Origin of the sequence: Cellulomonas sp. PSBB021 (genome assembly GCF_002240455.1) — a bacterium.
In the GTDB taxonomy this organism is placed as follows: domain Bacteria; phylum Actinomycetota; class Actinomycetes; order Actinomycetales; family Cellulomonadaceae; genus Cellulomonas; species Cellulomonas uda.
This window is the reverse complement of record NZ_CP021430.1, coordinates 611,698-635,769: the sequence shown is the minus strand read 5'-3', so window position 1 is coordinate 635,769 and position 24,072 is coordinate 611,698. Positions and strand designations below refer to the sequence as shown.

The 24,072-nt window shown below is 74.4% G+C and carries 24 protein-coding genes; 3 read left to right on the top strand and 21 right to left on the bottom strand.

Translation table 11 applies throughout. The features are described 5' to 3' along the window. Positions 1-24: 24 nt before the first annotated feature. On the bottom strand, positions 25-1,818 hold the full coding sequence (locus tag CBP52_RS02885) for a proline--tRNA ligase (protein ID WP_094179750.1): 1,794 nt from the start codon (positions 1,816-1,818) through the stop codon (positions 25-27). Between the two features lie 127 nt (positions 1,819-1,945). On the opposite strand from CBP52_RS02885, the gene CBP52_RS02880 reads away from it, so the two are divergent. Then, positions 1,946-2,836, top strand: a complete 891-nt coding sequence (locus CBP52_RS02880) for an Fpg/Nei family DNA glycosylase (RefSeq protein ID WP_094179749.1) — start codon at positions 1,946-1,948, stop codon at positions 2,834-2,836. Positions 2,837-2,863: 27 nt separating this feature from the next. Here the strand turns inward: CBP52_RS02880 and CBP52_RS02875 are convergent, their stop codons facing one another. The 3 genes from CBP52_RS02875 to CBP52_RS02865 form a co-directional block, all read right to left on the bottom strand. Beyond that, a complete protein-coding gene (locus CBP52_RS02875) occupies positions 2,864-3,763 on the bottom strand; it encodes a DUF4081 domain-containing GNAT family N-acetyltransferase (RefSeq protein WP_094179748.1) in 900 nt (299 codons plus the stop codon). Between the two features lie 35 nt (positions 3,764-3,798). Continuing rightward, positions 3,799-4,956: a flavodoxin-dependent (E)-4-hydroxy-3-methylbut-2-enyl-diphosphate synthase gene (ispG, locus tag CBP52_RS02870; RefSeq protein ID WP_094179747.1), complete on the bottom strand. Its 1,158-nt coding sequence runs from the start codon at positions 4,954-4,956 to the stop codon at positions 3,799-3,801. Between the two features lie 146 nt (positions 4,957-5,102). Beyond that, a complete protein-coding gene (locus CBP52_RS02865) occupies positions 5,103-6,410 on the bottom strand; it encodes an RIP metalloprotease (RefSeq protein ID WP_369826277.1) in 1,308 nt (435 codons plus the stop codon). 135 nt (positions 6,411-6,545) lie between these two features. Between CBP52_RS02865 and CBP52_RS02860 the strand changes: the two genes are divergently transcribed. Beyond that, on the top strand, positions 6,546-7,721 hold the full coding sequence (locus CBP52_RS02860; RefSeq protein ID WP_094179746.1) for an FAD-binding oxidoreductase: 1,176 nt from the start codon (positions 6,546-6,548) through the stop codon (positions 7,719-7,721). Positions 7,722-7,774: 53 nt separating this feature from the next. Here the strand turns inward: CBP52_RS02860 and dxr are convergent, their stop codons facing one another. From dxr to rpsB, 8 genes are all read right to left on the bottom strand, one after another. Further along, complete coding sequence (gene dxr, locus CBP52_RS02855) at positions 7,775-8,944, bottom strand: 1-deoxy-D-xylulose-5-phosphate reductoisomerase (protein ID WP_094179745.1); 1,170 nt, start codon at positions 8,942-8,944, stop codon at positions 7,775-7,777. A 43-nt stretch (positions 8,945-8,987) separates the two neighbouring features. Next, positions 8,988-9,542, bottom strand: a complete 555-nt coding sequence (locus CBP52_RS02850; protein WP_094179744.1) for a DivIVA domain-containing protein — start codon at positions 9,540-9,542, stop codon at positions 8,988-8,990. Continuing rightward, positions 9,539-10,666: a 23S rRNA (adenine(2503)-C(2))-methyltransferase RlmN gene (gene rlmN, locus CBP52_RS02845; protein ID WP_094179743.1), complete on the bottom strand. Its 1,128-nt coding sequence runs from the start codon at positions 10,664-10,666 to the stop codon at positions 9,539-9,541. The genes CBP52_RS02850 and rlmN overlap by 4 nt, the downstream gene beginning before the upstream one ends. A gap of 30 nt (positions 10,667-10,696) precedes the next feature. Beyond that, the gene (locus CBP52_RS02840) at positions 10,697-11,545 is read right to left on the bottom strand and encodes a phosphatidate cytidylyltransferase (RefSeq protein ID WP_094179742.1); all 849 of its coding nucleotides are present in this window, start codon (positions 11,543-11,545) and stop codon (positions 10,697-10,699) included. Further along, the gene (gene frr, locus CBP52_RS02835) at positions 11,545-12,102 is read right to left on the bottom strand and encodes a ribosome recycling factor (RefSeq protein WP_094179741.1); all 558 of its coding nucleotides are present in this window, start codon (positions 12,100-12,102) and stop codon (positions 11,545-11,547) included. The genes CBP52_RS02840 and frr overlap by 1 nt, the downstream gene beginning before the upstream one ends. A gap of 64 nt (positions 12,103-12,166) precedes the next feature. Next, positions 12,167-12,910 carry a UMP kinase gene (gene pyrH / locus CBP52_RS02830; RefSeq protein WP_094179740.1) on the bottom strand — a complete coding sequence of 248 codons (744 nt, stop codon included), beginning with the start codon at positions 12,908-12,910 and terminating at the stop codon, positions 12,167-12,169. Positions 12,911-12,990: 80 nt separating this feature from the next. Then, positions 12,991-13,836, bottom strand: coding sequence for a translation elongation factor Ts (gene tsf, locus CBP52_RS02825; RefSeq protein ID WP_094179739.1), 846 nt, complete (start codon positions 13,834-13,836; stop codon positions 12,991-12,993). A 49-nt stretch (positions 13,837-13,885) separates the two neighbouring features. Then, positions 13,886-14,827 (bottom strand): 30S ribosomal protein S2, encoded by a 942-nt coding sequence (gene rpsB, locus CBP52_RS02820; protein WP_094179738.1) that lies wholly within the window; start codon positions 14,825-14,827, stop codon positions 13,886-13,888. Positions 14,828-15,250: 423 nt separating this feature from the next. Between rpsB and CBP52_RS02815 the strand changes: the two genes are divergently transcribed. Continuing rightward, on the top strand, positions 15,251-15,841 hold the full coding sequence (locus tag CBP52_RS02815) for a peptidoglycan DD-metalloendopeptidase family protein (protein ID WP_094179737.1): 591 nt from the start codon (positions 15,251-15,253) through the stop codon (positions 15,839-15,841). Positions 15,842-15,876: 35 nt separating this feature from the next. Here CBP52_RS02815 and CBP52_RS02810 read toward each other — a convergent pair whose 3' ends face one another. The 9 genes from CBP52_RS02810 to rplS all read right to left on the bottom strand — a co-directional run bounded on the left by CBP52_RS02810 (position 15,877) and on the right by rplS (position 23,861). Beyond that, on the bottom strand, positions 15,877-16,905 hold the full coding sequence (locus CBP52_RS02810) for a FliA/WhiG family RNA polymerase sigma factor (RefSeq protein ID WP_198303519.1): 1,029 nt from the start codon (positions 16,903-16,905) through the stop codon (positions 15,877-15,879). A 15-nt stretch (positions 16,906-16,920) separates the two neighbouring features. Beyond that, positions 16,921-17,841 carry a tyrosine recombinase XerC gene (locus tag CBP52_RS02805; RefSeq protein WP_094179736.1) on the bottom strand — a complete coding sequence of 307 codons (921 nt, stop codon included), beginning with the start codon at positions 17,839-17,841 and terminating at the stop codon, positions 16,921-16,923. Between the two features lie 148 nt (positions 17,842-17,989). Then, on the bottom strand, positions 17,990-19,204 hold the full coding sequence (gene dprA / locus CBP52_RS02800) for a DNA-processing protein DprA (RefSeq protein ID WP_094179735.1): 1,215 nt from the start codon (positions 19,202-19,204) through the stop codon (positions 17,990-17,992). Beyond that, positions 19,201-20,724 carry a YifB family Mg chelatase-like AAA ATPase gene (locus CBP52_RS02795; protein WP_094179734.1) on the bottom strand — a complete coding sequence of 508 codons (1,524 nt, stop codon included), beginning with the start codon at positions 20,722-20,724 and terminating at the stop codon, positions 19,201-19,203. The genes dprA and CBP52_RS02795 overlap by 4 nt, the downstream gene beginning before the upstream one ends. Position 20,725: 1 nt before the next feature. Next, entirely contained in the window at positions 20,726-21,082 is a 357-nt protein-coding gene (locus CBP52_RS02790) for a YraN family protein (RefSeq protein WP_094182088.1), read from the bottom strand. 121 nt (positions 21,083-21,203) lie between these two features. Continuing rightward, positions 21,204-21,527, bottom strand: coding sequence for a DUF2469 domain-containing protein (locus CBP52_RS02785; RefSeq protein WP_094179733.1), 324 nt, complete (start codon positions 21,525-21,527; stop codon positions 21,204-21,206). Further along, a complete protein-coding gene (locus tag CBP52_RS02780; RefSeq protein ID WP_094179732.1) occupies positions 21,524-22,321 on the bottom strand; it encodes a ribonuclease HII in 798 nt (265 codons plus the stop codon). The genes CBP52_RS02785 and CBP52_RS02780 overlap by 4 nt, the downstream gene beginning before the upstream one ends. After that, positions 22,318-23,310 (bottom strand): signal peptidase I, encoded by a 993-nt coding sequence (lepB, locus tag CBP52_RS02775; protein WP_369826276.1) that lies wholly within the window; start codon positions 23,308-23,310, stop codon positions 22,318-22,320. Before lepB ends, CBP52_RS02780 begins: the two co-directional genes overlap by 4 nt. Positions 23,311-23,498: 188 nt before the next feature. Then, on the bottom strand, positions 23,499-23,861 hold the full coding sequence (gene rplS, locus CBP52_RS02770) for a 50S ribosomal protein L19 (protein WP_094182086.1): 363 nt from the start codon (positions 23,859-23,861) through the stop codon (positions 23,499-23,501). Positions 23,862-24,072 lie beyond the last annotated feature (211 nt).

The window sequence follows — 24,072 nt, the reverse complement described above, 5'->3', positions numbered from 1 at the left end:
ACGTCCTGGGCCCCGGCGCTCGCGTCAGAGCAGAGCGGCGACCCGACCCGCGACGACCTCGACCGCGTCGGCGACCGGCACGTTCTCGCCGTCGCCCCTGGCGCGCGAGCGCACCTCGACGACACCGTCGGCCAGACCCCGGCCCACGACCACGACGAACGGCACGCCGAACAGCTCGGCGTCGGCGAACTTCACGCCGGGCGAGACCTTCGGGCGGTCGTCGTACAGGACCTCGACGCCGCGCGCCTCGAGCCCGCGCGCGAGCTCGTCGGCGGCGTCGAACACGGCCTGGTCCTTGCCGGTCGCGACGAGGTGCACGTGTGCGGGCGCGACGTGCGCGGGCCACGCGAGGCCCTTGTCGTCATGGTTGGCCTCGGCGAGCGCCGCGAGGACGCGCGTCACACCGATGCCGTAGGAGCCCATCGTGACGACCTGCGCCTTGCCGTTCTGGTCGAGCACGGTCAGGCCGAGCGCGGCGGCGTACTTGCGGCCGAGCTGGAAGATGTGGCCGATCTCGATGCCGCGCGCGAGCTCGAGCGGGCCCGATCCGTCGGGCGCGGGGTCGCCCGCGCGCACCTCGGCGGCCTCGACGGTGCCGTCGGCGGTGAAGTCGCGGCCCGCGACGAGGTCGAACACGTGCCGGCCGGGCTCGTTCGCGCCGGTGATCCAGCGTGTGCCGGCGACGACGCGCGGGTCGAGCAGGTAGCGCACCGCAGTGCGCCCGGGGTCGTCGGCCGCGCGACCGTCCGCGTTGGGCCCGAGCACGGCGGGGCCGATGTACCCGCGCACGAGCTCGGGGTGTGCCGCGAAGTCCGCGTCGCCCGCCGCCTCGACCTCGGCCGGGGCGACCGCCGCCTCGAGCCGCTTGAGGTCGACCTCCCGGTCGCCGGGCAGGCCCACGACGACGAGCTCCCGCTCACCGTCCGGGTGCACGAGCGCGAGCACCACGTTCTTGAGCGTGTCCGCGGCCGTCCAGGCGCGGTCGGGGCGCGCGAAGCGCTCGTTCGCGAGCGCGACGAGCGTGTCGATCGTCGGGGTGTCCGGCGTGTCCTCGACGTGCGCCGCGGGCGCGTCGTCGAACGGCAGCGCCTCGGGCACGACGGTGGTGACCGCCTCGACGTTCGCGGCGTACCCGCCGGGCGAGCGCACGAACGTGTCCTCGCCGATCGCCGTCGGCGTGAGGAACTCCTCGGAGCGCGAGCCGCCCATCGCGCCGGACGTCGCCGCGACGATCACGTACTCGAGCCCGAGCCGGTCGAAGATCCGCTGGTACGCCAGGCGCTGCGCCTCGTAGGACGCCTCGAGGCCCGCGTCGTCGACGTCGAACGAGTACGCGTCCTTCATGACGAACTCGCGGCCGCGGATCAGGCCCGCGCGCGGGCGCGCCTCGTCGCGGTACTTCGTCTGGATCTGGTAGATCGACAGCGGCAGGTCCTTGTACGACGAGTACAGGTCCTTGACCAGGAGCGTGAACATCTCCTCGTGCGTGGGCGCGAGCAGGTAGTCGTTGCCCTTACGGTCCTTGAGCCGGAAGATGTTCGGCCCGTACTCCGTCCAGCGACCGGTCGCCTCGTACGGCTCGCGCGGCAGCAGCGCCGGGAAGTGCACCTCCTGCGCGCCGGCAGCCGCCATCTCCTCGCGCACGACCGCCTCGACCTTGGCGAGCACGCGCAGGCCGAGCGGCAGCCAGGTGTAGATGCCGGGGGCGGCGCGGCGGATGTACCCCGCGCGCACGAGGAGCTTGTGGCTCGCGACCTCGGCGTCGGCCGGGTCCTCGCGCAGCGTGCGGACGAACAGCGTGGACAGACGCAGGAGCATGAGCCGAAGCCTAGTTGCCCCGCGCGGGTCCTCCGCACGCCCGCTCCACGGCGGCCGGCTCGCCCCACGACCGGCACGCACGACGATCCGGGCGCGGGACGGGCGTGACGTGGGCCACGATGGACCCGTGCCCGAGCTTCCCGAGGTCGAGGCGCTCGCCGCGTTCCTGCGCGAGCGCGCCGTCGGCCGCACCGTGACGCAGATCGGCGTCGGCGACATCGCCGCGCTCAAGACGTTCCGCCCGCCGCCCGACGCGCTCGTCGGCGGGACGGTCGTCGACGCGGGCCGGCACGGCAAGTGGCTGGACCTGCTCGTCGCGACCTCGACCGGCGAGCCGCTGCACCTGGTGTGGCACCTGTCGCGCGCGGGGTGGGTGCGCTGGTCGGAGAAGCTCGCGACGACGCCCGTGCGGCCGGGCCGCTCGCCGCTCGCGCTGCGCGTGCGCCTCGACGACGGCTCGGGGTTCGACCTGACCGAGCAGGGCACGCGCAGACGGCTCGCGGTGCACGTGGTCGAGGACCCCGCCGACGTGCCGCAGATCGCGTCGCTGGGCGTCGAGCCGCTCTCGCCGGAGTTCACGCGCGAACGGTTCGGCGCGCTGCTCGCCGCGCGCAACCAGCAGGTCAAGGGCCTCCTGCGCGACCAGGGCACGATCGCGGGCATCGGCAACGCGTACTCCGACGAGATCCTGCACGCGGCGCGCACGTCACCGTTCGCGCTCACCGGCAAGCTGTCCGACGAGCAGGCCGACGTGATCTACGCGGCCGTGCGGGAGGTGCTCGCGCAGGCCGTCGCCGAGGCCTCGGGCAAGCCCGCGGCCGAGCTCAAGGACGCCAAACGACGCGGCATGCGTGTGCACGGACGCACGGGCGAGGCGTGCCCGGGCTGGGACGGTGTGCCGTGCGGTGACACCGTGCACGAGGTGTCGTTCGCCGACTCGTCACTGCAGTACTGCCCGACGTGCCAGACCGGCGGCAAGCCGCTGGCCGACCGGCGCATGTCCCGGCTGCTGCGCTGAGCCACGCGCGGCGCGGGTGCGGACCGGCTAGAACAGCACCGTCGCGTACGAGCCGACCTGGCGGAAGCCCACCGCGGTGTACGCCGCGATGGCGCGGGCGTTGTAGTCGTTGACGTACAACGAGACCACCGGGGCGACGTGGCCGCGCGTCGCCTCGACGACGGCCGCCATCCCGTGCTCCGAGAGCCGCACGCCACGCCGCTCGGGCTCCACCCACACGCCCTGGACCTGGGCGACCCCGCCGGCGACGGCCCCGAGCTCGGCCTTGAACGTGACGCGCGGCGCCCCGTCCGACCCCGGCTCCATGCGCACGAACGACCGTCCCTGGTCGATGAGCGTGCGCACGCGCGTCTCGTACGGTCCGCGCGGGCCGCTCGCGGGCGAGTACCCGACCTCCTCGGTGAACATCGCGATGCACGCCGGGAGCACGAGGTCGAACTCGTCGGGGCGGGACAGGCGGACCTGCGGGTCGGGCGACACCGAGGGCGCGGTGTCGATCACCATGGACGGCTGGTCGGGCCGGACCTCGCGCACGCCGGGCCACACCGCGCGCAGGCGGTTCCACAGCCCCAGAACGGCGGGAGCGGGCCCGACGATCGACGAGCAACGCCGACCCTGCCGGGCCGCGCTCGTCGCGAACGCGTCGAGTGCGTCGGACACGACCGCGGGGTCCTCGACGGGCACCACGGGCACCATGTTCGCGCCCGCCCAGCACACCGCGACCAGCGCACCCCCGTGGTGGTAGCCCCACAGCGCGCCGCCGGCCCCGCCCAGCCGGGCGGACCGCGCCGCCTCGATCCGGGCCGTCGCCAGAACCGAGCCGACGGGGTCGAGCGCGCACACCTCGAGCGCCGCCCCGAGGTCGACGTCGTCCAGGACTCGTGCCCCGGGCCGGCGGTCGAGCAACATCGCACGCCGCGGGCCCATGAGCCGATTGTGCCTCACGCCCCCGGGATGCGCCGTCAGCCGACGGTGACGACCGGGCTCGTGCCCTCCTCGCTCGGCTCCATCGTCTCGGCGATGCGCATGGCCTCCTCGATGAGGGTCTCGACGATCTGCGACTCGGGGACGGTCTTGACGACCTCGCCCTTGACGAAGATCTGGCCCTTGCCGTTGCCCGACGCGACGCCCAGGTCCGCCTCGCGCGCCTCGCCGGGCCCGTTCACGACGCACCCCATGACGGCGACCCGCAGCGGTACCTCGAGACCTTCCAGGCCGGCGGTCACCCGCTCGGCGAGCGAGTACACGTCGACCTGCGCGCGCCCGCAGGACGGGCACGAGACGATCTCCAGCTTGCGGGGCCGCAGGTTGAGCGACTGCAGGATCTGGATCCCGACCTTGACCTCCTCGACCGGCGGCGCGGACAGCGAGACGCGGATCGTGTCGCCGATGCCCTTGCTCAGCAGCGCGCCGAACGCGGTCGCGGACTTGATCGTCCCCTGGAACGCGGGGCCGGCCTCGGTGACGCCGAGGTGCAGCGGCCAGTCGCCCCGCTCCGAGAGCAGCTCGTAGGCGCGCACCATGACGACCGGGTCGTTGTGCTTGACCGAGATCTTGAAGTCGTGGAAGTCGTGCTCCTCGAACAGCGACGCCTCCCACACGGCGGACTCGACGAGCGCCTCGGGCGTCGCCTTGCCGTACTTCGCGAGCAGGCGCGGGTCGAGCGAGCCGGCGTTGACGCCGATGCGCAGGCTCACGCCCGCGTCCGCGGCGGCGCGTGCGATCGCCCCGACCTGGTCGTCGAACTTGCGGATGTTGCCGGGGTTCACGCGGACCGCGGCGCACCCGGCCTCGATCGCGGCGAACACGTACTTCGGCTGGAAGTGGATGTCCGCGATCACCGGGATCTGCGACTTGCGCGCGATCGCGGGCAGCGCGTCGGCGTCGTCCTGGCTCGGCACGGCCACGCGCACGATGTCGCACCCCGCGGCCGTCAGCTCGGCGATCTGCTGCAGCGTCGCGTTGACGTCGGTCGTCGGCGTGGTCGTCATCGACTGCACGCTCACCGGCGCGTCACCGCCGACCTCGACCTTGCCGACCCGGATCTTGCGGGTGGGACGTCGCGGCGCCAGCACGGGCGCGGGTGCGTCGGGCATGCCCAGGGAGATCGGTACGCTCACGCGCCCATCATCCCACCTGCGCGGCGAGGTGTCGGCGTGCGGGCGCGCGTGCACCGGGTAACCGCACGCGATCCCCACACGACCCGCGGGTCGGTGCGGGTCAGCGGTACCGGATCTCCGCGACGCGTGCGCGCGTCACGTGATCGTCACCGGGTCGACGATGTCCGCGTACACGAGCAGCAGCCCCATCGCCCGAGCACCACGAACACCGAGTACGCGAGCGGGACGAGCTTCGCCGAGTCGAACGGCCCCGGCCGCGGCAACCTGCGCAGCCGCGCGACCTGGCGCTTGCCGCCCTCCCACAGCGCGGCCGCGACGTGCCCGCCGTCGAGCGGCGGCAACGGGATGAGGTTGAACACGAACAGCGCGATGTTCAGCGCCGCGAGCATCTCGAGCAGCATCGCCAGACGCAGCCCCCAGTCGATGCCCTCGCCCTGCACGGAGGCCACCTCGCCCGCGAGCCGTCCCACGCCGACGATCCCGACGATCGAGTCGGAGCCGCGCTCGCCGTCGCCGAACGTCGTCTGCACCAGGTCGACCACGCGCGCCGGCAGCGTCGCCACGACCGACACGGTCTGCCACGTGCGGTCCGCGACCTCGCCCGGGACCTCGCCGAGCGTCGCCGAGCGGTACTGCACGGTGGGTGAGACGCCGACGAAGCCCACCGGCACCGTGACGAGCGTGCCGTCCTCGTCGTGCACGGGCGCACCGTCCTCGTCGTACGCCGGTCGCTGCGCGACCACGGGCGTGACGCTGAGGTCGACCTGCGCACCGTCCCGCTCGACGACGACGTCCGTGGGCTCGGCACCGGTCGCGCGGATGAGCGTCGAGAGCTCGTCCCACGACGAGACCGGGGTGCCGCCCCAGCTCAGGACCGTGTCGCCCGGGCGCAGCCCCGCGGCCGCGCCCGGCGCCGCCTGGTCCGAGTCCGCGCACGCGCGGTCCGCGTCGTCGCCCGGCGGGATCACGCACTGCGACACCGAGTCGAGCGTCGTGGACGTCACCGGGACGCCGAAGCCCATGAGCACGATCGCGAGCAGGACGAACGCGATGAGCAGGTTCATCACGGGCCCGCCGAGCATCACCACGAGCTTCTTGGGCGTCGACAGGCGGTAGAACGCGCGGTGGTCCTCCCCCGGCAGGATCTCCGCGGCGCTCGCGTCGCGGGCGTCCGCCGCGAGCCGTCCCATCCACGTGCGAGCGGGCGGGTTGCCGACGGCGTCCGCGGGCGCGTACATCCCGACGAGCCGCACGAAGCCGCCCAGCGGGATCGCCTTCACCCCGTACTCGGTCTCGCCGCGCGTGCGGGACCAGAGCGTGGGCCCGAACCCGACGAAGTAGTGGCTCACGCACACACCGAAGCGCTTCGCGGGCACCATGTGCCCCACCTCGTGCAGCGCGATCGAGCCGAGCAGCACGACGAGCGCGATCAGCACGCCCAACAGGTACGCCACACCAGCCTCCTCGACGCCCGGCACCGGGACGGGTGCGGGTCGCCCCATCATCCCCCGAGACGCTGTGCGCACGTGACGCCCTTCGCTCCTGCGTGGCGAGTTGTCCGCGCGCGGCCGCCGGGCGAGCATCGGCGGATGGACCTGCGTGCCCTGCTGCGCCCGACCGACGCCGCCGACGACCCCGCGCCGTGGGTCGACGAGGCGGCCACGCCCCGGCCCGCGCTCGACGGCGACACCACGTGCGACGTGCTCGTCGTGGGCGCCGGCCTGACCGGTCTGTGGGCCGCGTACTACCTGCTCGAGGCCGACCCGTCGCTCGACGTGCTGCTCGTCGAGCGCGGGACGACCGGTCAGGACGAGCGCGGGATCGGCGCGTGCTCCGCGCGCGTCGGGCTCGACGCCGACGGCATCGCCCAGCGGTACGGCGACGCCGCCGCGCGCGACGCCCGTGCCGTGCTGCGCGACGCGGTCGTCGAGGTCGGCGGGGTCGCGGCCGTCGAGGAGGTCGAGTGCGGCTTCCGGTTCGGAGGCGAGCTCGTCGTCGCCGGGGACGACGAGGCGCTGGCGCGGCTCGCGCGGCAGGCGACCGCGGCGACACGCTGGGGCGACGAGACGCACGTCCTGGACGCCGCCGCGCTCGCCGACCACGTCCGCGTCGAGGGTGCCGTCGGTGGGACGTGGTCACCCGAGGCCGCGCGGCTCGACCCCGGCGCCCTCGCGCGAGGGCTGCGCGACGCGCTGCTGGCGCGCGGGGCGCGCGTGGTCGACGCCACGGCCGTGGCGCGCGTGAGCGCCGGCGCGGCGGTCACGACCCACGGGACCGTCCGCGCCGCGAGGATCGTCGACACCCGCCCGTCCGGTGCGCACCGGGGCGCCGCGACGCTCGCGACCGCTCCCCTGCCGGAGGCGACGTGGGCGGCGGTCGGTCTCGCGCGCGGCGAGGTGCTCGCGCACTGCGACGGGCTGCGCGTCGTGCGCGAGCCCGCCGGGCGGCTCGTCGCCGGGCGCGCCCCCGCCGCCGGGCGCGGCACCCGTGCAGTCGGTGCCGCGGCGCGGTCGGCGGACGCGCTGCACGCCGCGCTCGCCGCGCTGCTGCCCGTGCTCGCCGACGCCCCCGTCACGCACGCGTGGCTGCGTCCGCTCGCCGCGCCGGGCGCGCTGCCGTCGGTCGGGCTGCAGGACGAGCACGCGTGGGCGCGCAGCGGCGGCACCGGGCCGGCGGCGGCCAACGTCGCCGGCAGGACGCTCGCCGAGCTGGTCACCGGCACGCAGTCCGCGCTCACGCGCGCGCCGTGGGTGCGGCGCGGCTGAGGCCCGCACCACGCCGCTGCCGGTGGGTCAGGCCCGTGGGTCAGGCCCGTGGGTCAGACCCGCGCGAGGATCTCGTCGGCGCGGGCGCGCGCCCAGCGCTCCGCCTCCAGCACGACGTCGAGCGTGAGGTCCGCCGCCCGCGTCCCGTCGTGCTCGTCGACCACGCGCTCCACCGTCGACACGATGTCGAGGAACCCGATGCGGCCGGCCAGGAACGCCGCCACGCACTGCTCGTTCGCCGCGTTGTAGACGGCCGGGTGCGTCGCGGACGCGGCCACGGCGTGCCGCGCGAGCCGGACCGCGCCGAACAGCTCCTCGTCGAGCGGCTCGAACGTCCACGCCGTGGGGCTCGTCCAGTCGCACGCCGCCGCCACGTCGTCGAGCCGGTCCGGCCACGACAGCCCCAGCGCGATGGGCAGGCGCATGTCCGGGGGTGACGCCTGCGCGATCGTCGAGCCGTCGACGAACTGCACCATCGAGTGCACGACGGACTGCGGGTGCACGACCACGTCGATCCGGTCGGCCGGGACGTCGAACAGCAGATGCGCCTCGATGAGCTCGAGGCCCTTGTTCATGAGGGTCGCCGAGTTGATCGTCACGACCGGGCCCATCGCCCACGTCGGGTGCGCGAGCGCCTGCTGCGGCGTCACGACCTTGACGTCGTCAGCCGTCCAGCCGCGGAACGGCCCGCCCGACGCCGTGAGCACCAGACGTGCCACCTCGACGCGCCGGCCGGAGCGCAGCGCCTGCGCGATCGCCGAGTGCTCCGAGTCCACCGGAACGACCTGGTCGGGCCGCACGGCCGCGGCGTGCACGAGCGCGCCCCCCACCACCAGGGACTCCTTGTTGGCGAGCGCGAGCGTGCTCCCCGCGCGCAGCGCCGCGAGCGTCGGGCGCAACCCCACCGAGCCGGTGATGCCGTTGAGGACGACGTCCGCGCCGGCACCCGCGAGCTCCTCGGCCGCGGCGGAGCCCGCCAGGACCTCCACGCCGGGCACACCCGCCCCCGCGAGCGCCTCGCGCACCGCCGGGACCCGCGCCTCGTCGGCGACCGCGACGACGCGGACGTCGAACCGTGCCGCCTGCGCCGCGAGCGCCGCGGGATCGCCGCCGCCCGCCGCGAGACCCACGACCTCGAACCGGTCGCGGTGACGGGCCACGACGTCCAGCGCCTGCGTCCCGATCGAGCCCGTCGACCCGAGCAGGCACACGGTCGTGGTCATGCGAGCCTCCTCGCGGTCGTGGCCGGCCGGCGTCCGTCGTGCGTCACTCGACGCCGAGCAGGACCTCGACCGCGCGCGCCATGAACGCGTCGACCGCCGGCTCGCCGTACGCGTCACGGCCCTTGCGGCGCCGGAACGTCGCCGAGCGCACCTCGCCCGACGTCAGCGGGACGCCGCGGTCGAAGTACGCCACCAGGCGGTGGCACAGCTCGTCGACGTCCGCGGGCTCGTACCCCTGCTCGCGGCCCTCGGGCGGCGCGAACCGGTCGCCGTCCGGCCGGCCGAGCCGGCCGTAGAGCGTGCGCGCCTGCTCACCGAGCTGGGCCATCCACGCCTGCTGACCGTGCTGCGCAACGTGCTCGGCGCGCGCCCGCGCGACGAACGCCGACTCCAACCGGTCGAGCGCCGCGTCGACCGCCGCGGTCGCGTACCCGCCGCGCACCATCTCGAACCCGACGCGGCGCACGTCCTTCGCCGACAGCGCGGTGCCCGGACCCTGCTCGTACAACTGCCGCGCGTGGTCGAAGAACTCGTCGACCTCGTCCGGGTCGTACCCCGAGCGCAGCCGCGACACGGTCCGGAACATCCCGTCGCTCACTCGTCCTCCTCCGCGGCGAGCTGGCCGCACGCACCGTCGATGTCGCTGCCTCGGGTGTCCCGGATGGTCGTCGGGATCCCGTGCGCACGCAAGCGTGCCACGAACTCCTGCTCCACCCGGGGATCGCTCGCCGTCCACCTCGAGTTCGGCACCGGGTTGAGCGGGATGGGGTTGCAGTGCACCCAGCCCCTGCCGCGCGCGTTGAGCTTCTCGCCGAGCAGGTCGGCACGCCACGCGTGGTCGTTCACGTCGCGGATCAGCGCGTACTCGATCGACACGCGGCGGCCCGTGACGTCGAAGTAGTGCCGCGCGGCGTCCAGCGCCTCGTCGACGTCCCAGCGCGTGTTGACCGGCACCAGCTCGCTGCGCAGCTCGTCGTCCGGAGCGTGCAGCGAGAGCGCGAGCGTCACCGGGATGCCCTCGTCCGCGAGCTTGCGCATCGCCGGGACCATGCCCACCGTCGAGACCGTCACGTTGCGCGCCGACAGGCCCAGGCCCTCGGGGGCGGGCGCGACCAACGTCCGGACGGTCGCCATGATCGCCTTGTAGTTCGCGAGGGGCTCCCCCATGCCCATGAACACCACGTTCGACAGCCGCGTCGGCCCGCCGGGGACCTCACCCGCCTGCAGCGAGCGCGCCGCCTCGCGGACCTGCTCGACGATCTCGGCCGTCGACAGGTTGCGGGTCAGGCCCATCTGGCCCGTCGCGCAGAACGCGCACGCCAGCCCGCAGCCCGCCTGGCTCGAGATGCACAGGGTGGTGCGGTTCGAGTAGCGCATCAGCACCGACTCGACCTTCGCGTGGTCGAACAGGTGCCACAGCGTCTTGACCGTGGTGCCGCCGTCGGCCGTCTGCGTGCGCGCCTTCGTCAGGAGCGGCGGGAACAGGTCCCCGACCAGCTTCTCGCGGCTCGCCGCGGGCAGGTCCGTCATCGCGTCCGCGTCGGCCGTCAGGTGCGTGAAGTAGTGGGTCGCGAGCTGCTTGGCGCGGAACGGCTTCTCACCGAGGGCCGTGACCGCTGCGACGCGCTCGTCGGGCGTCAGGTCGACGAAGTGGCGCGGCGGCTTGCCGCGCGGACCGCGCACGGGCGACGAGAGATCCAGACGGACGGGGGTGGCAGGCACGGTGGTACTCCGGGACGAGGGGGGTGGTGCTCAGAACAGCACGGGAGGCGGCTGGAGCAGCGTGAGGATGAGGTAGACGGCGGGCGCCGTCAGCAGGAGCGAGTCGAGGCGGTCGAGGACCCCGCCGTGACCCGGGACGAGGCGGCCCATGTCCTTGAGCTCGAGGTCGCGCTTGAGCATCGACTCGGCGAGGTCGCCGAGCGTCGCCGACACCACGGTCGACAGCCCCAGGAACACGCCGACCAGCGGCTCGCCCTCGAACGCGACCTGGATGCTCACGACCCCCACGACGCACGCGAGGACGAGCGAGCCCGCGAGGCCCTCCCAGGACTTCTTCGGGCTGACCGAGGGCGCGAGCGGGTGCCGCCCGAGCAGCACGCCGACCGCGAACCCACCCGTGTCGCTCGCGACGACGAGCAGGATGAACACCAGGACGCGCGCGGGCCCGTCGCTCTCCGCGAGCATGAGCATCACGAAGCCCGCCAGGAACGGCAGGTACGCGGCCGCGAACGCGCCGCCGATGATGTCGCGCAGCGCGCGCGACCCGCTGCCGTCGAGCACGCGCCACACCATGACGCCGCCCACGGTCAGCATGAACGACACGAACAGCGCCTCGGAACCCGCCGTGAACGCCGAGACGAGGATGCCGACCGAGCCGACGAGCAGCGGCAGCAGCGGCAGGTGGATCGCGCGCCGCGCGAACGCCTGCGCGAGCTCCCACAGTCCCGCGCAGACCACGAGCACCGCGAGGACGACGAACGCCTCCTTGCGGATGAACAAGGACGCGACGACGACGACGAGGAGGCCGACGCCCACCGTGATCGCGACCGGGAGGTCGCGACCCGGCTTCGTCGAGCGGGGGGCTGCGAGCTGCGTCATCAGACCTCGAGGAGCTCGCTCTCCTTGGCGGCGAGCAGGTGGTCGATGAGCTCGACGTGCCGCTTGGTGAGCGCCTCGAGCTCCTTCTCCGCACGCGTGACCTCGTCCTCGCCGGCCTCGCCGTCCTTGACGATGCGGTCCAGCTCCTCCTTGGCGCGGCGGCGCACCGAGCGCACCGAGATGCGCGCGTCCTCGGCCTTGTGCTTCGCGAGCTTCACGAAGTCGCGGCGGCGCTCCTCCGTGAGCGCGGGCAGGACCACCCGGATCACGTTGCCGTCGTTCGTCGGGTTCACGCCCAGGTCCGAGTCCCGCAGGGCCTTCTCGACCGCCGCCGTCGACGACTTGTCGAACGGCGAGACGAGGATCGTGCGCGCCTCGGTCACGTTGAACGACGCGAGCTGCTGCAGCGGCGTGGGCGCGCCGTAGTAGTCGACGAAGACCTTCGAGAACATCGCCGCGTTCGCACGACCGGTCCGGATGGTCGCGAAGTCGTCCTTGGCGACCTCGACGGCCTTGTCCATCTTCTCCTCGGCCTCGAAGAGAGTCTCGTCGATCACCGGTGCTCCTAGGTGTCGGTCGTGCTGGGCGTGGGTGGGACTGCGCTGTGGGAGGACCGTGGCCTCAGCCGACGGTCACCGTCGTGCCGATCTTCTCACCTCGCAGGACGCGGGTGACGTTGCCCGCGCCCTCCAGGCCGAAGACCTGCATCTGCATGTCGTTGTCACGGGCCATCGACAGGGCGGTCTGGTCCATGACCCCGAGGTCGCCCACGATCGCGTCGGTGTAGCTCAGGTGCTCGAGACGCCGGGCGTCCGGGTCCTTGCGCGGGTCCGCGGTGTAGACCGCGTCGACGCCGTTCTTGCCCATGAGCACCTCCTGGCAGTGCGTCTCGAGGGCGCGCTGCACGCAGACGGTGTCGGTCGAGAAGTACGGCATGCCGGCACCCGCGCCGAAGATCACGACGCGGCCCTTCTCGAGGTGCCGGATCGCGCGCAGCGGGATGTAGGGCTCGGCGACCTGGCCCATCGTGATGGCGGTCTGCACGCGGGTGCTGACGCCGGCCTGCTCGAGGAGGTCCTGGAGCGCCAGGCAGTTCATCACCGTGCCGAGCATGCCCATGTAGTCCGCACGCGCACGGTCCATGCCGTTCTGCGCGAGCTCGGCGCCGCGGAAGAAGTTCCCACCGCCGACGACGATCGCGACCTGCACGCCCGCCCGTACCGCGACCGCGATCTCCTCGGCGATGCGCCGGATCACGTCGACCGCGAGGCCGACCGCCCCGCCGCCGAACGTCTCGCCCGAGAGCTTGAGGAGCACCCGCCGCGGGGCGGCGCTCGTGTCGTCGGTGGTGGGGTCCGGGGTCACTGCGCCTCCTGCGTGCGGTCGGGATGGTGCTATGACGGTGGCCCCGGCCGTGGGCCGGGGCCACCGATCAGGTGTGCAGGTCAGGCACCCACGCGGTACCGCACGAACGCCGTCACCGAGCCGCCGGCCTCCGCCAGCACCTGGCCGACCGACTTCTTCGGGTCCTTGGCGAACGGCTGGTCGACCAGCACGGTCTCCTTGAAGTACCCGGTCAGACGGCCCTCGACGATCTTCGGCAGCGCGGCCTCGGGCTTGCCCTCGTTGCGCGCGGTCTCCTCGGCGATCTTGCGCTCGTTCTCGACCGTCTCGGCCGGGACCTCGTCACGCGTGAGGAAGGCCGGCGAGTACGCCGCGATGTGCGTCGCGATGTCGCGCGCCACCGAGGCGCCCGCCGCGTCGGTCGCCACGAGGACGCCGACCTGCGGGGGCAGGTCCTTGTTGACCTTGTGCAGGTACACCTCGACGTGCTCGCCGGCCACGTGGGCCAGGCGGCGCACGACGATCCGCTCACCGAGGGTGGCGGCCGTCTCGTCGACGATGTTCTGCACCGTGGTGCCCTCGTACTCGGACGAGGTCAGCGCGTCCGCGTCACGAGCGCCCGTGGCCACCGCGGCCGCGAGCACGCGCTCGGCCAGCGAGATGAACGACTCGCTCTTCGCGACGAAGTCCGTCTCCGAGTTGACCTCGACGAGCACGCCGGACTGGCCCTCGCCGTCGGCCGTCGGGCCGACGTGCGCCGCGACGAGACCGTCCGACGCCGAGCGACCCTCACGCTTGCCGACGCCCTTGAGGCCCTTCACGCGGATGATCTCGAGCGCCTTGGCGGAGTCGCCCTCGGCCTCCTCGAGCGCCTTCTTGACGTCGAGCATGCCGGCGCCGGTCTTCTCGCGCAGGTCCTTGATGTCCTGGAGCGAGTAGTTCGCCATCAGTGGTGTCCGTTCTTGTCGATGGAGCGGGATGCGGACGAGCGGGTGCTCAGGCCTCGTCGGCCGGCGCGGCCGGCTCGTCGGCGGCGGGCGCCGCCTCGGCAGCCGGGGCGTCGGCGGCAGGCGCCTCGGCGGCGGGGGCCTCGGCAGCGGGGGCCTCGGCGGCCGGAGCCTGCGCAGCGGCCTCGGCGGCCGGCGCGGCGGCGAGGTCGGCCTCGGCGCCCGCGAGCAGCTCGCGCTCCCACTCGGCGAGCGGCTCGGCCTCGGCCTCGGCGCCGCCCTCGGCGGACGCCTTGCCGGAGTGACGCTTCATGAGGCCGTCGGCGACCGCGTCCGCGATCACACGGGTGAGCAGCTGCACGGCGCGGATCGCGTCGTCGTTGCCCGGGATCGGGTAGTCGACGACGTCGGGGTCGCAGTTGGTGTCGAGGATCGCGACCACCGGGATGCCCAGCTTGCGCGCCTCGTCGACGGCGAGGTGCTCCTTGTTCGTGTCGACGATCCACACGGCCGAGGGGACCTTGGCCATGTCGCGGATGCCGCCGAGCGTCTTCGCGAGCTTGTCCTTCTCGCGGCGCAGGACGAGCAGCTCCTTCTTCGTCAGGCCCGAGGCCGCGACGTCGTCGAAGTCGATCTGCTCGAGCTCCTTGAGGCGCTGCAGCCGCTTGTGGATCGTCGAGAAGTTGGTGAGCATGCCGCCCAGCCAGCGCTGGTTGACGTAGGGCATGCCGACGCGGGCGGCCTGCTCGGCGACCGGCTCCTGCGCCTGCTTCTTGGTGCCGACGAACAGGATCGACCCACCGTGCGCGACGGTCTGCGACACGAAGTCGTAGGCGCGGTCGATGTAGGTGAGCGACTGCTGCAGGTCGACGATGTAGATGCCGTTGCGCTCGGTGAAGATGAAGCGCTTCATCTTGGGGTTCCAGCGGCGGGTCTGGTGCCCGAAGTGGACACCGCTCTCGAGCAGCTGGCGCATGGTCACGACGGCCATGGCACTTCCTTCCGTGGCGGGCCGCAGCGGCGGCACGCACGTCGGGCGGGGCACACCTGGATGAGCCCCGCGTTGCGGTTTGTCGGCCCCGGCGGTCGCCGGTGCCCCTGGCGCCACGACGGCCCGCACCGCGACCACCGGCGAACCGGCGTCCACGGACCTGTGCGGGCACGCCTCGCGGTGCGGGACCGGCTCGGCGGACGTGCCGCCGGACGGTCGCGACCAGGATGATGGCGCGCGAAGTCGACCGGCTCTCACCGGTCGCGCGGCAAGTCTAGCCCACCGCGGGCCCGACGCCGACCGGACGGACCCGACCACCCGTGGTCACCACGACCCGACCCCAGCCCCGCGGCGGGAACGCCTCCTCCCCAGCCCGCACCACGGTCGGCTCTGCGGCAACGGTCCGCGCAGCACGGTGTCCGCATGAGCGACCGGAGCACGCCGACGACGACCGTCCCGAGGCGCGGGGTGCGCCGCGCGCGGGCGTCGCGAGCGGGTGCTGCCGTCCTCGTCCTCGCGGCGGTCACGCTGGCCGCGCCGTCTGCCGCGCTCATCGTCGCGCCCGGGTCGGCGCAGGACGCGTCATCGCAGGACGAGGGCGCGGGGGGCTACGTGCTGCCCCTCCCCGGTGCCCGCGTGGTGCGCGGTTTCGAGGCGCCGCCGCAGCCGTGGGCGGCGGGGCACCGTGGCGTGGACCTCGCGACGGCGGTCGGGGCGGCCGTCGTCGCACCCCGGTCGGGCGTCGTCGCGTTCGCGGGCCGCGTCGCGGGCCGGCCCGTGGTCACGGTCCGCCACGACGACGGCCTCACCACGAGCCTCGAGCCGGTCACGACGAGCGCGGCCGTCGGCGCGCGCGTCGCACGCGGCTCCCCGGTCGGCATCGTCGACGCCGCGGCCGGTCACTGTGCGCCGACGACGTGCGTGCACTGGGGGGTGCGGTCGGCTCCCGACCGCTACCTCGACCCGCTCACGCTCGTGCGGGGCCTGGGGCCGGTCGTGCTGCTGCCCGGGTGACCCGCCGCCCACCCGTGCGGGACGCGGGCACCGCCTCAGCCGCGCTCGGCGTCCGTGAGCCGCGTACGCAGCCGCGTCATCGCCGCGGTGTGCATCTGGGAGATGCGGGACTCGGTCACGCCGAGCACCCGGCCGATCTCCGCGAGCGTCATGCCCTCGTAGTAGTACAGGACGACGACGATGCGCTCACGCTCCCCGAGCTGCTCGATCGAGCGCGCCAGCAGGTGAGCCGTCTCCGCGTCGGCGAGCGTGCCCGCCGGGTCGTCGATCCGGTCGTCGCACAGCGTGTCGCCGAGCGAGACGCCACCCGTGCGGTCCTCGCCGCCGAGCAGCTCGTCGAGGGCCGCGAGGTTCGACGTCGCGAGCTGGGAGCACACCTGACGCAGCTCGCCCACCGGCACCTGCAGGTGCGCCGCGAGCTCCGCCTCGGTGGGAGCGCGGTGCAGCGTGGCCTCGAGCTCGGCCTGGGCGCGGTCGATCGAGCGCGCCTTGGTCCGCACCGAGCGCGGGACCCAGTCCATCGCCCGCAGCTCGTCGATGATCGCGCCGCGGATGCGCGAGGACGCGTACGACTCGAACTTCACCGACCGGTCGAGCTGGTACTTCTCGATCGCGTCGATCAGGCCGAACATGCCGTAGGAGACCAGGTCCGCCTGCTCGACCGTCGCGGGCAGGCGCATCCCGACCCGACCCGCGACCGCGGACACGAGCGACGCGTAGTGCAGGATCAGGGCGTCGCGGTGCGCGCGCTCACCCGTGCTCTTGTACGCGGTCCACACGTCCGTGACGTCCGCGGGCTGCACGCCACGCTGCGTCGGGACCTCGGGCAGCGCGATGACGTCGGCGAGCTCGACGAGCTCGGCGGTGACGACCTCGTCGGCGAGGTCCGCACCGGCCTGCTCGGCGTCGACGAGCGCGGCGTCGGGCACGAGCGTGTCGAGCTCGACGGCGTCGTCGATCTCGACCGCGAACACCCCGCGCTGCTGCGGGATCGTCCCGACGGGGGCCGCGTCGTCACGAGCGACGGCACGCACCGCTGCGGGCGCGTCCAGGTGGATCGTCATGGTGGCTTTCCGTCCTCAGGCCCGGGGGTGTGCCTGCGCGTAGGCCGAGCGGAGGCGCTCGGCGGAGACGTGGGTGTAACGCTGGGTGGTCGAGAGGCTGGAGTGGCCGAGGATCTCCTGCACGCTGCGCAGGTCCGACCCTCCTTCCAGGAGGTGGGTCGCCGCGGAGTGGCGCATGCCGTGGGGGGCGAGGTCGACGCCGGTCACGCTCGTCGCACGGTGCACGACGGTGCGGACCTGACGCTGGTCGACGCGGCCGCCGCGCGCGCCGACGAACAGCGCGTCGCCGGTGGTGGCGACCTGCCCGCGCACCCGCAGCCACGCGTCGAGCGCGCGGGCCGCGGGGACGCCGAACGGCACGACGCGCTGCTTGTCGCCCTTGCCCGTGACCCGCACGGTGCGCTGCGCGAGGTCCACGTCGGCGACGTCCGCGCCGCACAGCTCAGCGACCCGCGCGCCGGTGGCGTACAGGAGCTCGAGCATCGCCCAGTCCCGCACGCTCAGGGGCTCGGTGTCGTCCGCCAGCGCCGCGAGCGCGTCGAGTGCCTCGCGGGCGCCGTCCTGCGTGAGCACCGCCGGCAGCGTGGCCGCGGTGCGCGGCGACGCGAGCCGCAGCGCCGGGTCGGACGCGACGCGACCGGTGCGCGTGGCCCACGCGAAGAACGTACGGGCGCTCGCGCCGCGACGGGCGAGCGTCGCGCGGCTGCGCTGGTCGGCGGCCATCGAGGCGAGCCAGGCGCGCAGCGTCGCGAGGTCGACGTCGGTCAGCTCGGCCGCGCCGTGGCGGGCGGCGTAGCCGAGCAGCGCGTCGACGTCCCCGACGTAGGCGCGCACGGTGTGGGGGGACAACCCGCGCACAGTGCCCAGGTAGGTCGAGAAGTCCGCGAGCAGGCGCGCACGAGCAGGCGCCTGGGCGGTGATCTCGGCCACGTTCATGCGAATACGGTGACGGCTTTACGACCCGGGAACAAGCCTCGAATTCACCCGTGCGGACTAACGCCGCGTATTTGTTTCCCGATTGTCCGAATTGGACCGGACATTCTGCACAGACCGGTGACGCGTTTCACCCGCTGCGTAACGCAGATCACACCGGACTCGCCGTCCAGCCTCCGCCCTCGTTCCTCGCGAGGCCCGCGAGCTCGAGCAGACCGAGCGCCGCGATCGCCTCGGCGGACGAGACGCCAGCCGCTCGGGCAACCGTCTCGGCGGGCCGGGGGGCGCGGGTCCCGAGCGCGTCGTGCACCCGTCGAGCGAGCGGGTCGACACCGTCGAGCGCACGCGCCGGCCCCTCGCGCTCGGGGGCCGCGTCCGTGCCGATCGCGCCGGCGAGCTCGAGCACCTCGGCGGCGTCGGTGACGCAGACCGCCGCCCCGTCGCGCAGGAGCCGGTGGCACCCGGCCGACGCCATCGAGGTGACCGGACCCGGCACGGCACCGACCGGGCGGCCGATGCGCAGCGCGTGGTGCGCGGTCGAGAGCGCACCGGACCGCCACGCCGCCTCGACCACGACCGTGGCCGACCCGAGCGCCGCGATCAGGCGGTTGCGCTGCAGGAACCGGCTGCGGGTCGGCAGGCTGCCCGGCGGCACCTCGCCGACGACCGCGCCGCCGCTCGCCACGGCCTCCTCCACGAGGCGCGCGTTGCCCGCGGGGTACGCGCGGTCCACGCCGCCCGCGACGACGACGACCGTGCGACCGCCGGCCGCGAGCGCGCCGCGGTGCGCGGCCGCGTCGATCCCGTACGCGCCGCCCGAGACGACCACGCGGCCGGCCTGCGCCAGCCCCACAGCGAGGTCGACCGCCACCCCCTCGCCGTACGCCGTGGCCGCGCGCGCACCGACCAGGGCGACGACTGCCGCCGCTCCCAGCTCACCGCGCACCCACAGGCAACTCGGAGCGCCGGCCCCGAGCGCGTCGAGGCCGGACGGCCAGTCCGGGTCACCCGGCACCACGACGCGCGCGGCCGCTCGCGTCGGCGGCGGTCCACCAGGAGACCAGCCCTCCTCCCCCAGGCGCCGGGCCCGTGGGCCCCACCGCGCCACCGCGCGGCTCAGGCGGGCAGCGGCCCGCGGCGAGGCCGACTGCGGCAGCGCGGTGCGTCCGCCCGCGTTCGCGACGACCCAGCGCCACGCCTCCGCCGCGCCCAGCTGCGCGAGAAGCGCACCCGCGACCTCGTCGCCCGGCTCGGCCAGCGCGCTCCACGCCGCGCGCGCCCATCGCTCCTCGTCGCCGACGCCCCGCCAGTCCGTGCCCACGGAGCCCGTCGTCGTCCGGCCCGTGAGGCCGCCTTCGGCGGTCATGCGCCCCTCCCCCGGGTCCGCAGCGCGAGCGCGCGGCCCACGTCCGACCGGTCGGGCGCCCCGCGTCCCGCGAGGTCGGCGACGGTCCAGGCGACCCGCAGGACGCGGTCGGCGCCGCGCCGGCTCAGCGTCCCGCGGTCGACCGCCCGGTCGAGATCCGCGACGAGCGAGCGGTCCGGCCCGAGCCGCTCGCGCAGCCAGGAGCCGGGTGCCTGCGCGCACGTGCGCCACGGCAGCCCGGCGAACCGCTCGGCCTGCGCCGCGCGCGCCTCGGCCACGCGACGCGCGACGACACGGGTCGGCTCGCCGATCGCGTCCGTCGCACGTGACGGCTGCAGCTCGACCTGCAGGTCGACCCGGTCGAGGAGGGGTCCGGAGAGCTTGGCGAGGTAGCGGCGGCGCTGCTCCGGGCGGCACGTGCACGCGAGACCCTTGCCGACCGCCATGCCGCACGGGCACGGGTTGGCCGCGAGGACCAGCTGGAACCGCGCGGGGTAGCGGGCCGCCCCCTGCGCACGGTGCAGCACGAGTTCGCCGTGCTCGAGCGGCTGGCGCAGGGTCTGCAGCACGGCGGTCGTGAACTCCGGCGCCTCGTCCAGGAACAGCACGCCCAGGTGCGCGCGCGACGCCGCGCCGGGACGCGGGATGCCCGAACCACCGCCGATCACGCTCGCGGGCGTCGCGGTGTGGTGCGGGTCCTCGTAGGGCGGGCGGCGCAGGAGCCCGTCGCCCGCGTCGAAGGTCCCCGCGACGGAGTGGATCGCGGTGACCTCGACGGCCTCGTCCTCGGTGAGGTCGGGCAGCAGGCCCGGCAGGCGGGCCGCGAGCATCGTCTTGCCCGTGCCCGGCGGGCCGACCATGAGCAGGTGGTGCCCGCCCGCGGCCGCGACCTCGAGGCACAGCCGTGCCTCGTCCTGCCCGACGACGTCCACGAGGTCCGGGACGACCACGCCCGGCGCGGCCACCACCGGCTCGGCCGCCGCCGGCGCGACCTCGGGCACCTCGACGGCCGCCCCGTGCGCGGCCAGCACGTGCGCGAGCGTGCGCGCCCCGCGCACCTGCGCACCGGGCACGAGCGCCGCCTCGGCGACGCTCGCCTCGGGCACGACGACGCGCGGACGCCCCGCCGCCACGGCCGCGACGACGGCGGGCAGCACGCCACGCACGGGACGCAGCCGCCCGTCGAGGCCCAGCTCGCCCAGGTGCACGACGCCGCGCACGCGCTCCGGGTCCACGACGCCCGCCCCCGCGAGCGCCGCGACCGCGATCGCGAGGTCGAACCCCGAGCCCGACTTCGGCAGGGTCGCGGGCGAGAGATTCACGGTCACCCGCCGGTTGGGCCACGTGAGCCCCGTGGACGCGACGGCTGCGCGGACGCGGTCCCGCGACTCCGCGAGGGACGTGTCCGGCAGCCCGACGAGCGTGAACGCCGGCAGCGCCGCCGCGAGGTGCGCCTCGACCTCGACGACGTGCCCGACCATGCCGACGAGCGCGACGCACAGCGTGCCGCCCAGCGCCACGTCAGCACACCCCCCGCAGGTGCTCGACCTGCGCCGCGCCGGCGCGCGGCAGCAGCACGGCGATGACGTCCACCCGCACCGACGCGACCCGCAGGTCGTGCTCCGCGAGCCACTGCGCCGCGAGCCGCCGGATGCGCGCCAGCTTGCGCCAGGTCACCGCCTCGGCGGGCGTCCCGTAGGCGGTCGAGCGCCGCGTCTTGACCTCGACGACCACGAGCTCGTCGCCGTCCATCCCCACGAGGTCGAGCTCGCCGTACCGGCACCGCCAGTTGCGGTCCAGCACGCGCCAGCCGCTCGCCTCGACGTGAGCCGCAGCCACGTCCTCCCCGTACCGCCCGACGGCGTCCTTCGCGCGCACGCGCACCACCTCCGCCGCCGATCGTGGCGGCGCGGAGACCTACGCCGGGCGCGTGCCTGCGTGGTCTGTGGACGTGCGGCGCGGGACGCGGGGCTGGGGTCGGGTCGCGCCCGGGCAGGCGTCAGCGCGGGAAGCCCGCGCCCCCGCCCAGGTCGAGCTCCGCCTTCGCCAGCTCCTCGACGTTGACGTCCTTGAACGTCACGACGCGCACCGACTTCACGAAGCGTGCCGAGCGGTACACGTCCCACACCCAGGCGTCGGCGAGCGTCAGCTCGAAGTACACCTCACCGGCCGCCGAGCGGACCTGCAGGTCCACGTGGTTCGCCAGGTAGAACCTGCGCTCGGTCTCCACCACGTACGAGAACAGGTTCACGACGTCCCGGTACTCGCGGTAGAGCGCGAGCTCCATGTCGGTCTCGTAGTTCTCCAGGTCCTCGGCGCTCACGTGCTCATCATCCCCCACGCGGAGGCGTCGTCGTCCAGCCGCGCCGCAGCGGCCGCGTCCGTCGGGAGGGCCGCCTCGCCCGACGAGCCCGTCAGGCGCCACGAGCGGCGGTGCAGCACGCACGGCCCGAGCTCGCGCAGCGCCGCCAGGTGGTCGGGGCTCGCGTAGCCCTTGTTCTCGTCCCAGCGGAAGTGCGGGTGCTGCGCGGCGAGCTCGACCATGAGGGAGTCGCGCTCGCACTTCGCGAGCACGCTCGCGGCCGCGACGCTCGCGCACGTGCGGTCCGCCTTGACCCTCAGGTGCACGCGCGGAGCGGCGAGCACGGGCGCGTCGAGGGCGAACAGGTCCCCCTGCGCGGGAGGCGTGAGCCAGTCGTGCGAGCCGTCGAGCACGACGACGTCCACGGGGCCGGTCGTCGCGCACGCCGCCCCCAGGGCCCGGTGCCCGGCCAGCCGCAGCGCCGCGATGATCCCGAGCTCGTCGATCTCCGCGGCGCTCGCGTGGCCGACGGCCCGCGCGAGGCCCCACCGCGCCAGCCGAGGCAGCAGCGCGGTGCGCGCGGCCGGCGACAGCAGCTTGGAGTCGGCGACCCCCTGCGGCGCGGACCTGGTGCCCGCGTCGACCACGACGACACCGACCGACACCGGGCCCGCCAGCGACCCCCGGCCCACCTCATCCATCCCCGCGACGAGCCGCGCGCCGCCCCGCAGGAGCGTGCGCTCGAGGCGCAGGTGCGGGCCGGGACGCGGCGCGCGCACCCGCGTCGTCGTCGAACGGTCGTCCAGCGCGGTCATGACGGGTCGGGGACGTCCTCGAACGTCTCGCCGGGGTTGTGCAGGACCTCGGCGTGGTCGAGCGGCCAGACGAGCACGAACGCCTTGCCGACGACGTTCCCGAGCGGGATCGAGCCGCCCCCGGCGTCGCCGAGGTGCGCGCGCGAGTCCCGCGAGCTCTGCCGGTTGTCGCCCATCACCCACAGGCTGTCCGGAGGCACGGTGACGTCGAACGCGAGCTGGCTCGGCATCGCGCCCGCCGCGAGGTACGGCTCGTCGATCGCGACCCCGTTCACCGTCAGCGGCTCGCCCGGACCGTCGCACGCCACGCGGTCGCCGGGCAGCCCGATGACGCGCTTGACCAGGTGCTCGCCCGCGTCCTGCGGGTAGAGACCGATGAAGGTGAGGACGTCGTTGAGGGTGTGCCGCCAGCCCGTGGTGACCTCGGGCTCCTGCCCGTCGAGCCAGCCGCCCGGGTCCTTGAACACGACGATGTCGCCGCGTTCGAGGTCGAACGGACCGGGCGTCAGCTTGCTGACCATGATGCGGTCGTTCACGAGCAGCGTGTCGTACATCGACGAGCTCGGGATGAAGAACGCCTGCACCAGGAACGTCTTGATGAGCCACGACAGCACGAGCGCCGAGACCAGGATGATGCCCGTCTCGCGCAGCAGCGACCCGCCCGCGCTCGTCCTGCGCCGCGGGCCCTGGCCGCGCTCGGCGCGCCGACGGTCCGCCCTGCCGGTGGGCTCGACCGGCGTCGTCGCCTCGTCGGGACCGTTCGCGGGCTTCCCGTCGTTCCGGTCGGCGGGCGTCGCCGCGGCGTCCGCGGTCCACGTCTCCGGTTCGTGCATGCTCGTCTGCTCCGTCTCCCCGCGCCCCGGTGGCACCGCTGCCCCGGCCTGCCCCTGCTCGCTCCCCTGCGCGCTCACCTGCCCGCTCACCGGGCCGCGCGCCGACCGGCCGAGAGCGCCGTCGGGCGTCCGCTCGTCGTCGGGTCCCAGGGTCACCGGGACACTCTCGCACGCCTGGCCGTGTGCGCGGTGCACGGATCGCGACCTGAGCGACGTGAACGACATGAGCGACGTGGAGGACGACACGAGCGACGTGAACGCCGCGGGCGTCGTGGGCCGACACACCGTGAGGGCGGCCACCCGGGGGTGGCCGCCCTCACGGACGGGGAGTCGTGCGCGTCGACTCAGGCCTGAGCGGCCGTGTTCTCGCGCTTCTCCTTGATCTTGGCCTTCTTGCCCCGCAGGCCGCGCAGGTAGTACAGCTTCGCGCGGCGGACGTCACCGCGGGTGACGACCTCGATGGACTCCAGCGAGGGCGCGTGCACGGGGAACGTGCGCTCGACGCCGACCTGGAAGCTGATCTTGCGGACGGTGAACGTCTCGCGGACGCCCGCACCCTGGCGGGCGATGACGACGCCCTGGAACGCCTGGACGCGCGAGCGGTTGCCCTCGACGACCTTGACGTTGACCTTGACGGTGTCGCCCGGGCGGAACTCCGGGATGTCGGACCGCAGCGCGGCGGCGTCGACCTGGTCCAGCGTGTGCATGCTGATCTCCTCGTCCTGCGCACGGGTCAGGAGCGTGATGTCGGGGGCGGGCACGCGTCACGCGCGGGCTCGTCCCGGTGGTCTGGTCGTGGTGCGTCCGGACCGGCTCGGCCGGGACCGGTGGGTCGTCGGTCGTCTCCCCCGTGGCAGAGACGCGACCGCGCGCGCACCAGCGGACAAGTCTGCCACAGGGCTGGAGACGCCGGGTAAT

What these genes read in the sequence shown, in the direction of transcription:
- CBP52_RS02885 (WP_094179750.1), bottom strand. Translation starts at nt 1,818, where the DNA reads ATGCTCCTGCGTCTGTCCACGCTGTTCGTCCGCACGCTGCGCGAGGAC.
- CBP52_RS02875 (WP_094179748.1), bottom strand. Translation starts at nt 3,763, where the DNA reads ATGGGCCCGCGGCGTGCGATGTTGCTCGACCGCCGGCCCGGGGCACGA.
- CBP52_RS02860 (WP_094179746.1), top strand. Translation starts at nt 6,546, where the DNA reads ATGGACCTGCGTGCCCTGCTGCGCCCGACCGACGCCGCCGACGACCCC.
- dxr (WP_094179745.1), bottom strand. Translation starts at nt 8,944, where the DNA reads ATGACCACGACCGTGTGCCTGCTCGGGTCGACGGGCTCGATCGGGACG.
- CBP52_RS02840 (WP_094179742.1), bottom strand. Translation starts at nt 11,545, where the DNA reads ATGACGCAGCTCGCAGCCCCCCGCTCGACGAAGCCGGGTCGCGACCTC.
- tsf (WP_094179739.1), bottom strand. Translation starts at nt 13,836, where the DNA reads ATGGCGAACTACTCGCTCCAGGACATCAAGGACCTGCGCGAGAAGACC.
- rpsB (WP_094179738.1), bottom strand. Translation starts at nt 14,827, where the DNA reads ATGGCCGTCGTGACCATGCGCCAGCTGCTCGAGAGCGGTGTCCACTTC.
- CBP52_RS02815 (WP_094179737.1), top strand. Translation starts at nt 15,251, where the DNA reads ATGAGCGACCGGAGCACGCCGACGACGACCGTCCCGAGGCGCGGGGTG.
- CBP52_RS02810 (WP_198303519.1), bottom strand. Translation starts at nt 16,905, where the DNA reads ATGACGATCCACCTGGACGCGCCCGCAGCGGTGCGTGCCGTCGCTCGT.
- CBP52_RS02805 (WP_094179736.1), bottom strand. Translation starts at nt 17,841, where the DNA reads ATGAACGTGGCCGAGATCACCGCCCAGGCGCCTGCTCGTGCGCGCCTG.
- dprA (WP_094179735.1), bottom strand. Translation starts at nt 19,204, where the DNA reads ATGACCGCCGAAGGCGGCCTCACGGGCCGGACGACGACGGGCTCCGTG.
- CBP52_RS02780 (WP_094179732.1), bottom strand. Translation starts at nt 22,321, where the DNA reads ATGACCGCGCTGGACGACCGTTCGACGACGACGCGGGTGCGCGCGCCG.
- rplS (WP_094182086.1), bottom strand. Translation starts at nt 23,861, where the DNA reads ATGCACACGCTGGACCAGGTCGACGCCGCCGCGCTGCGGTCCGACATC.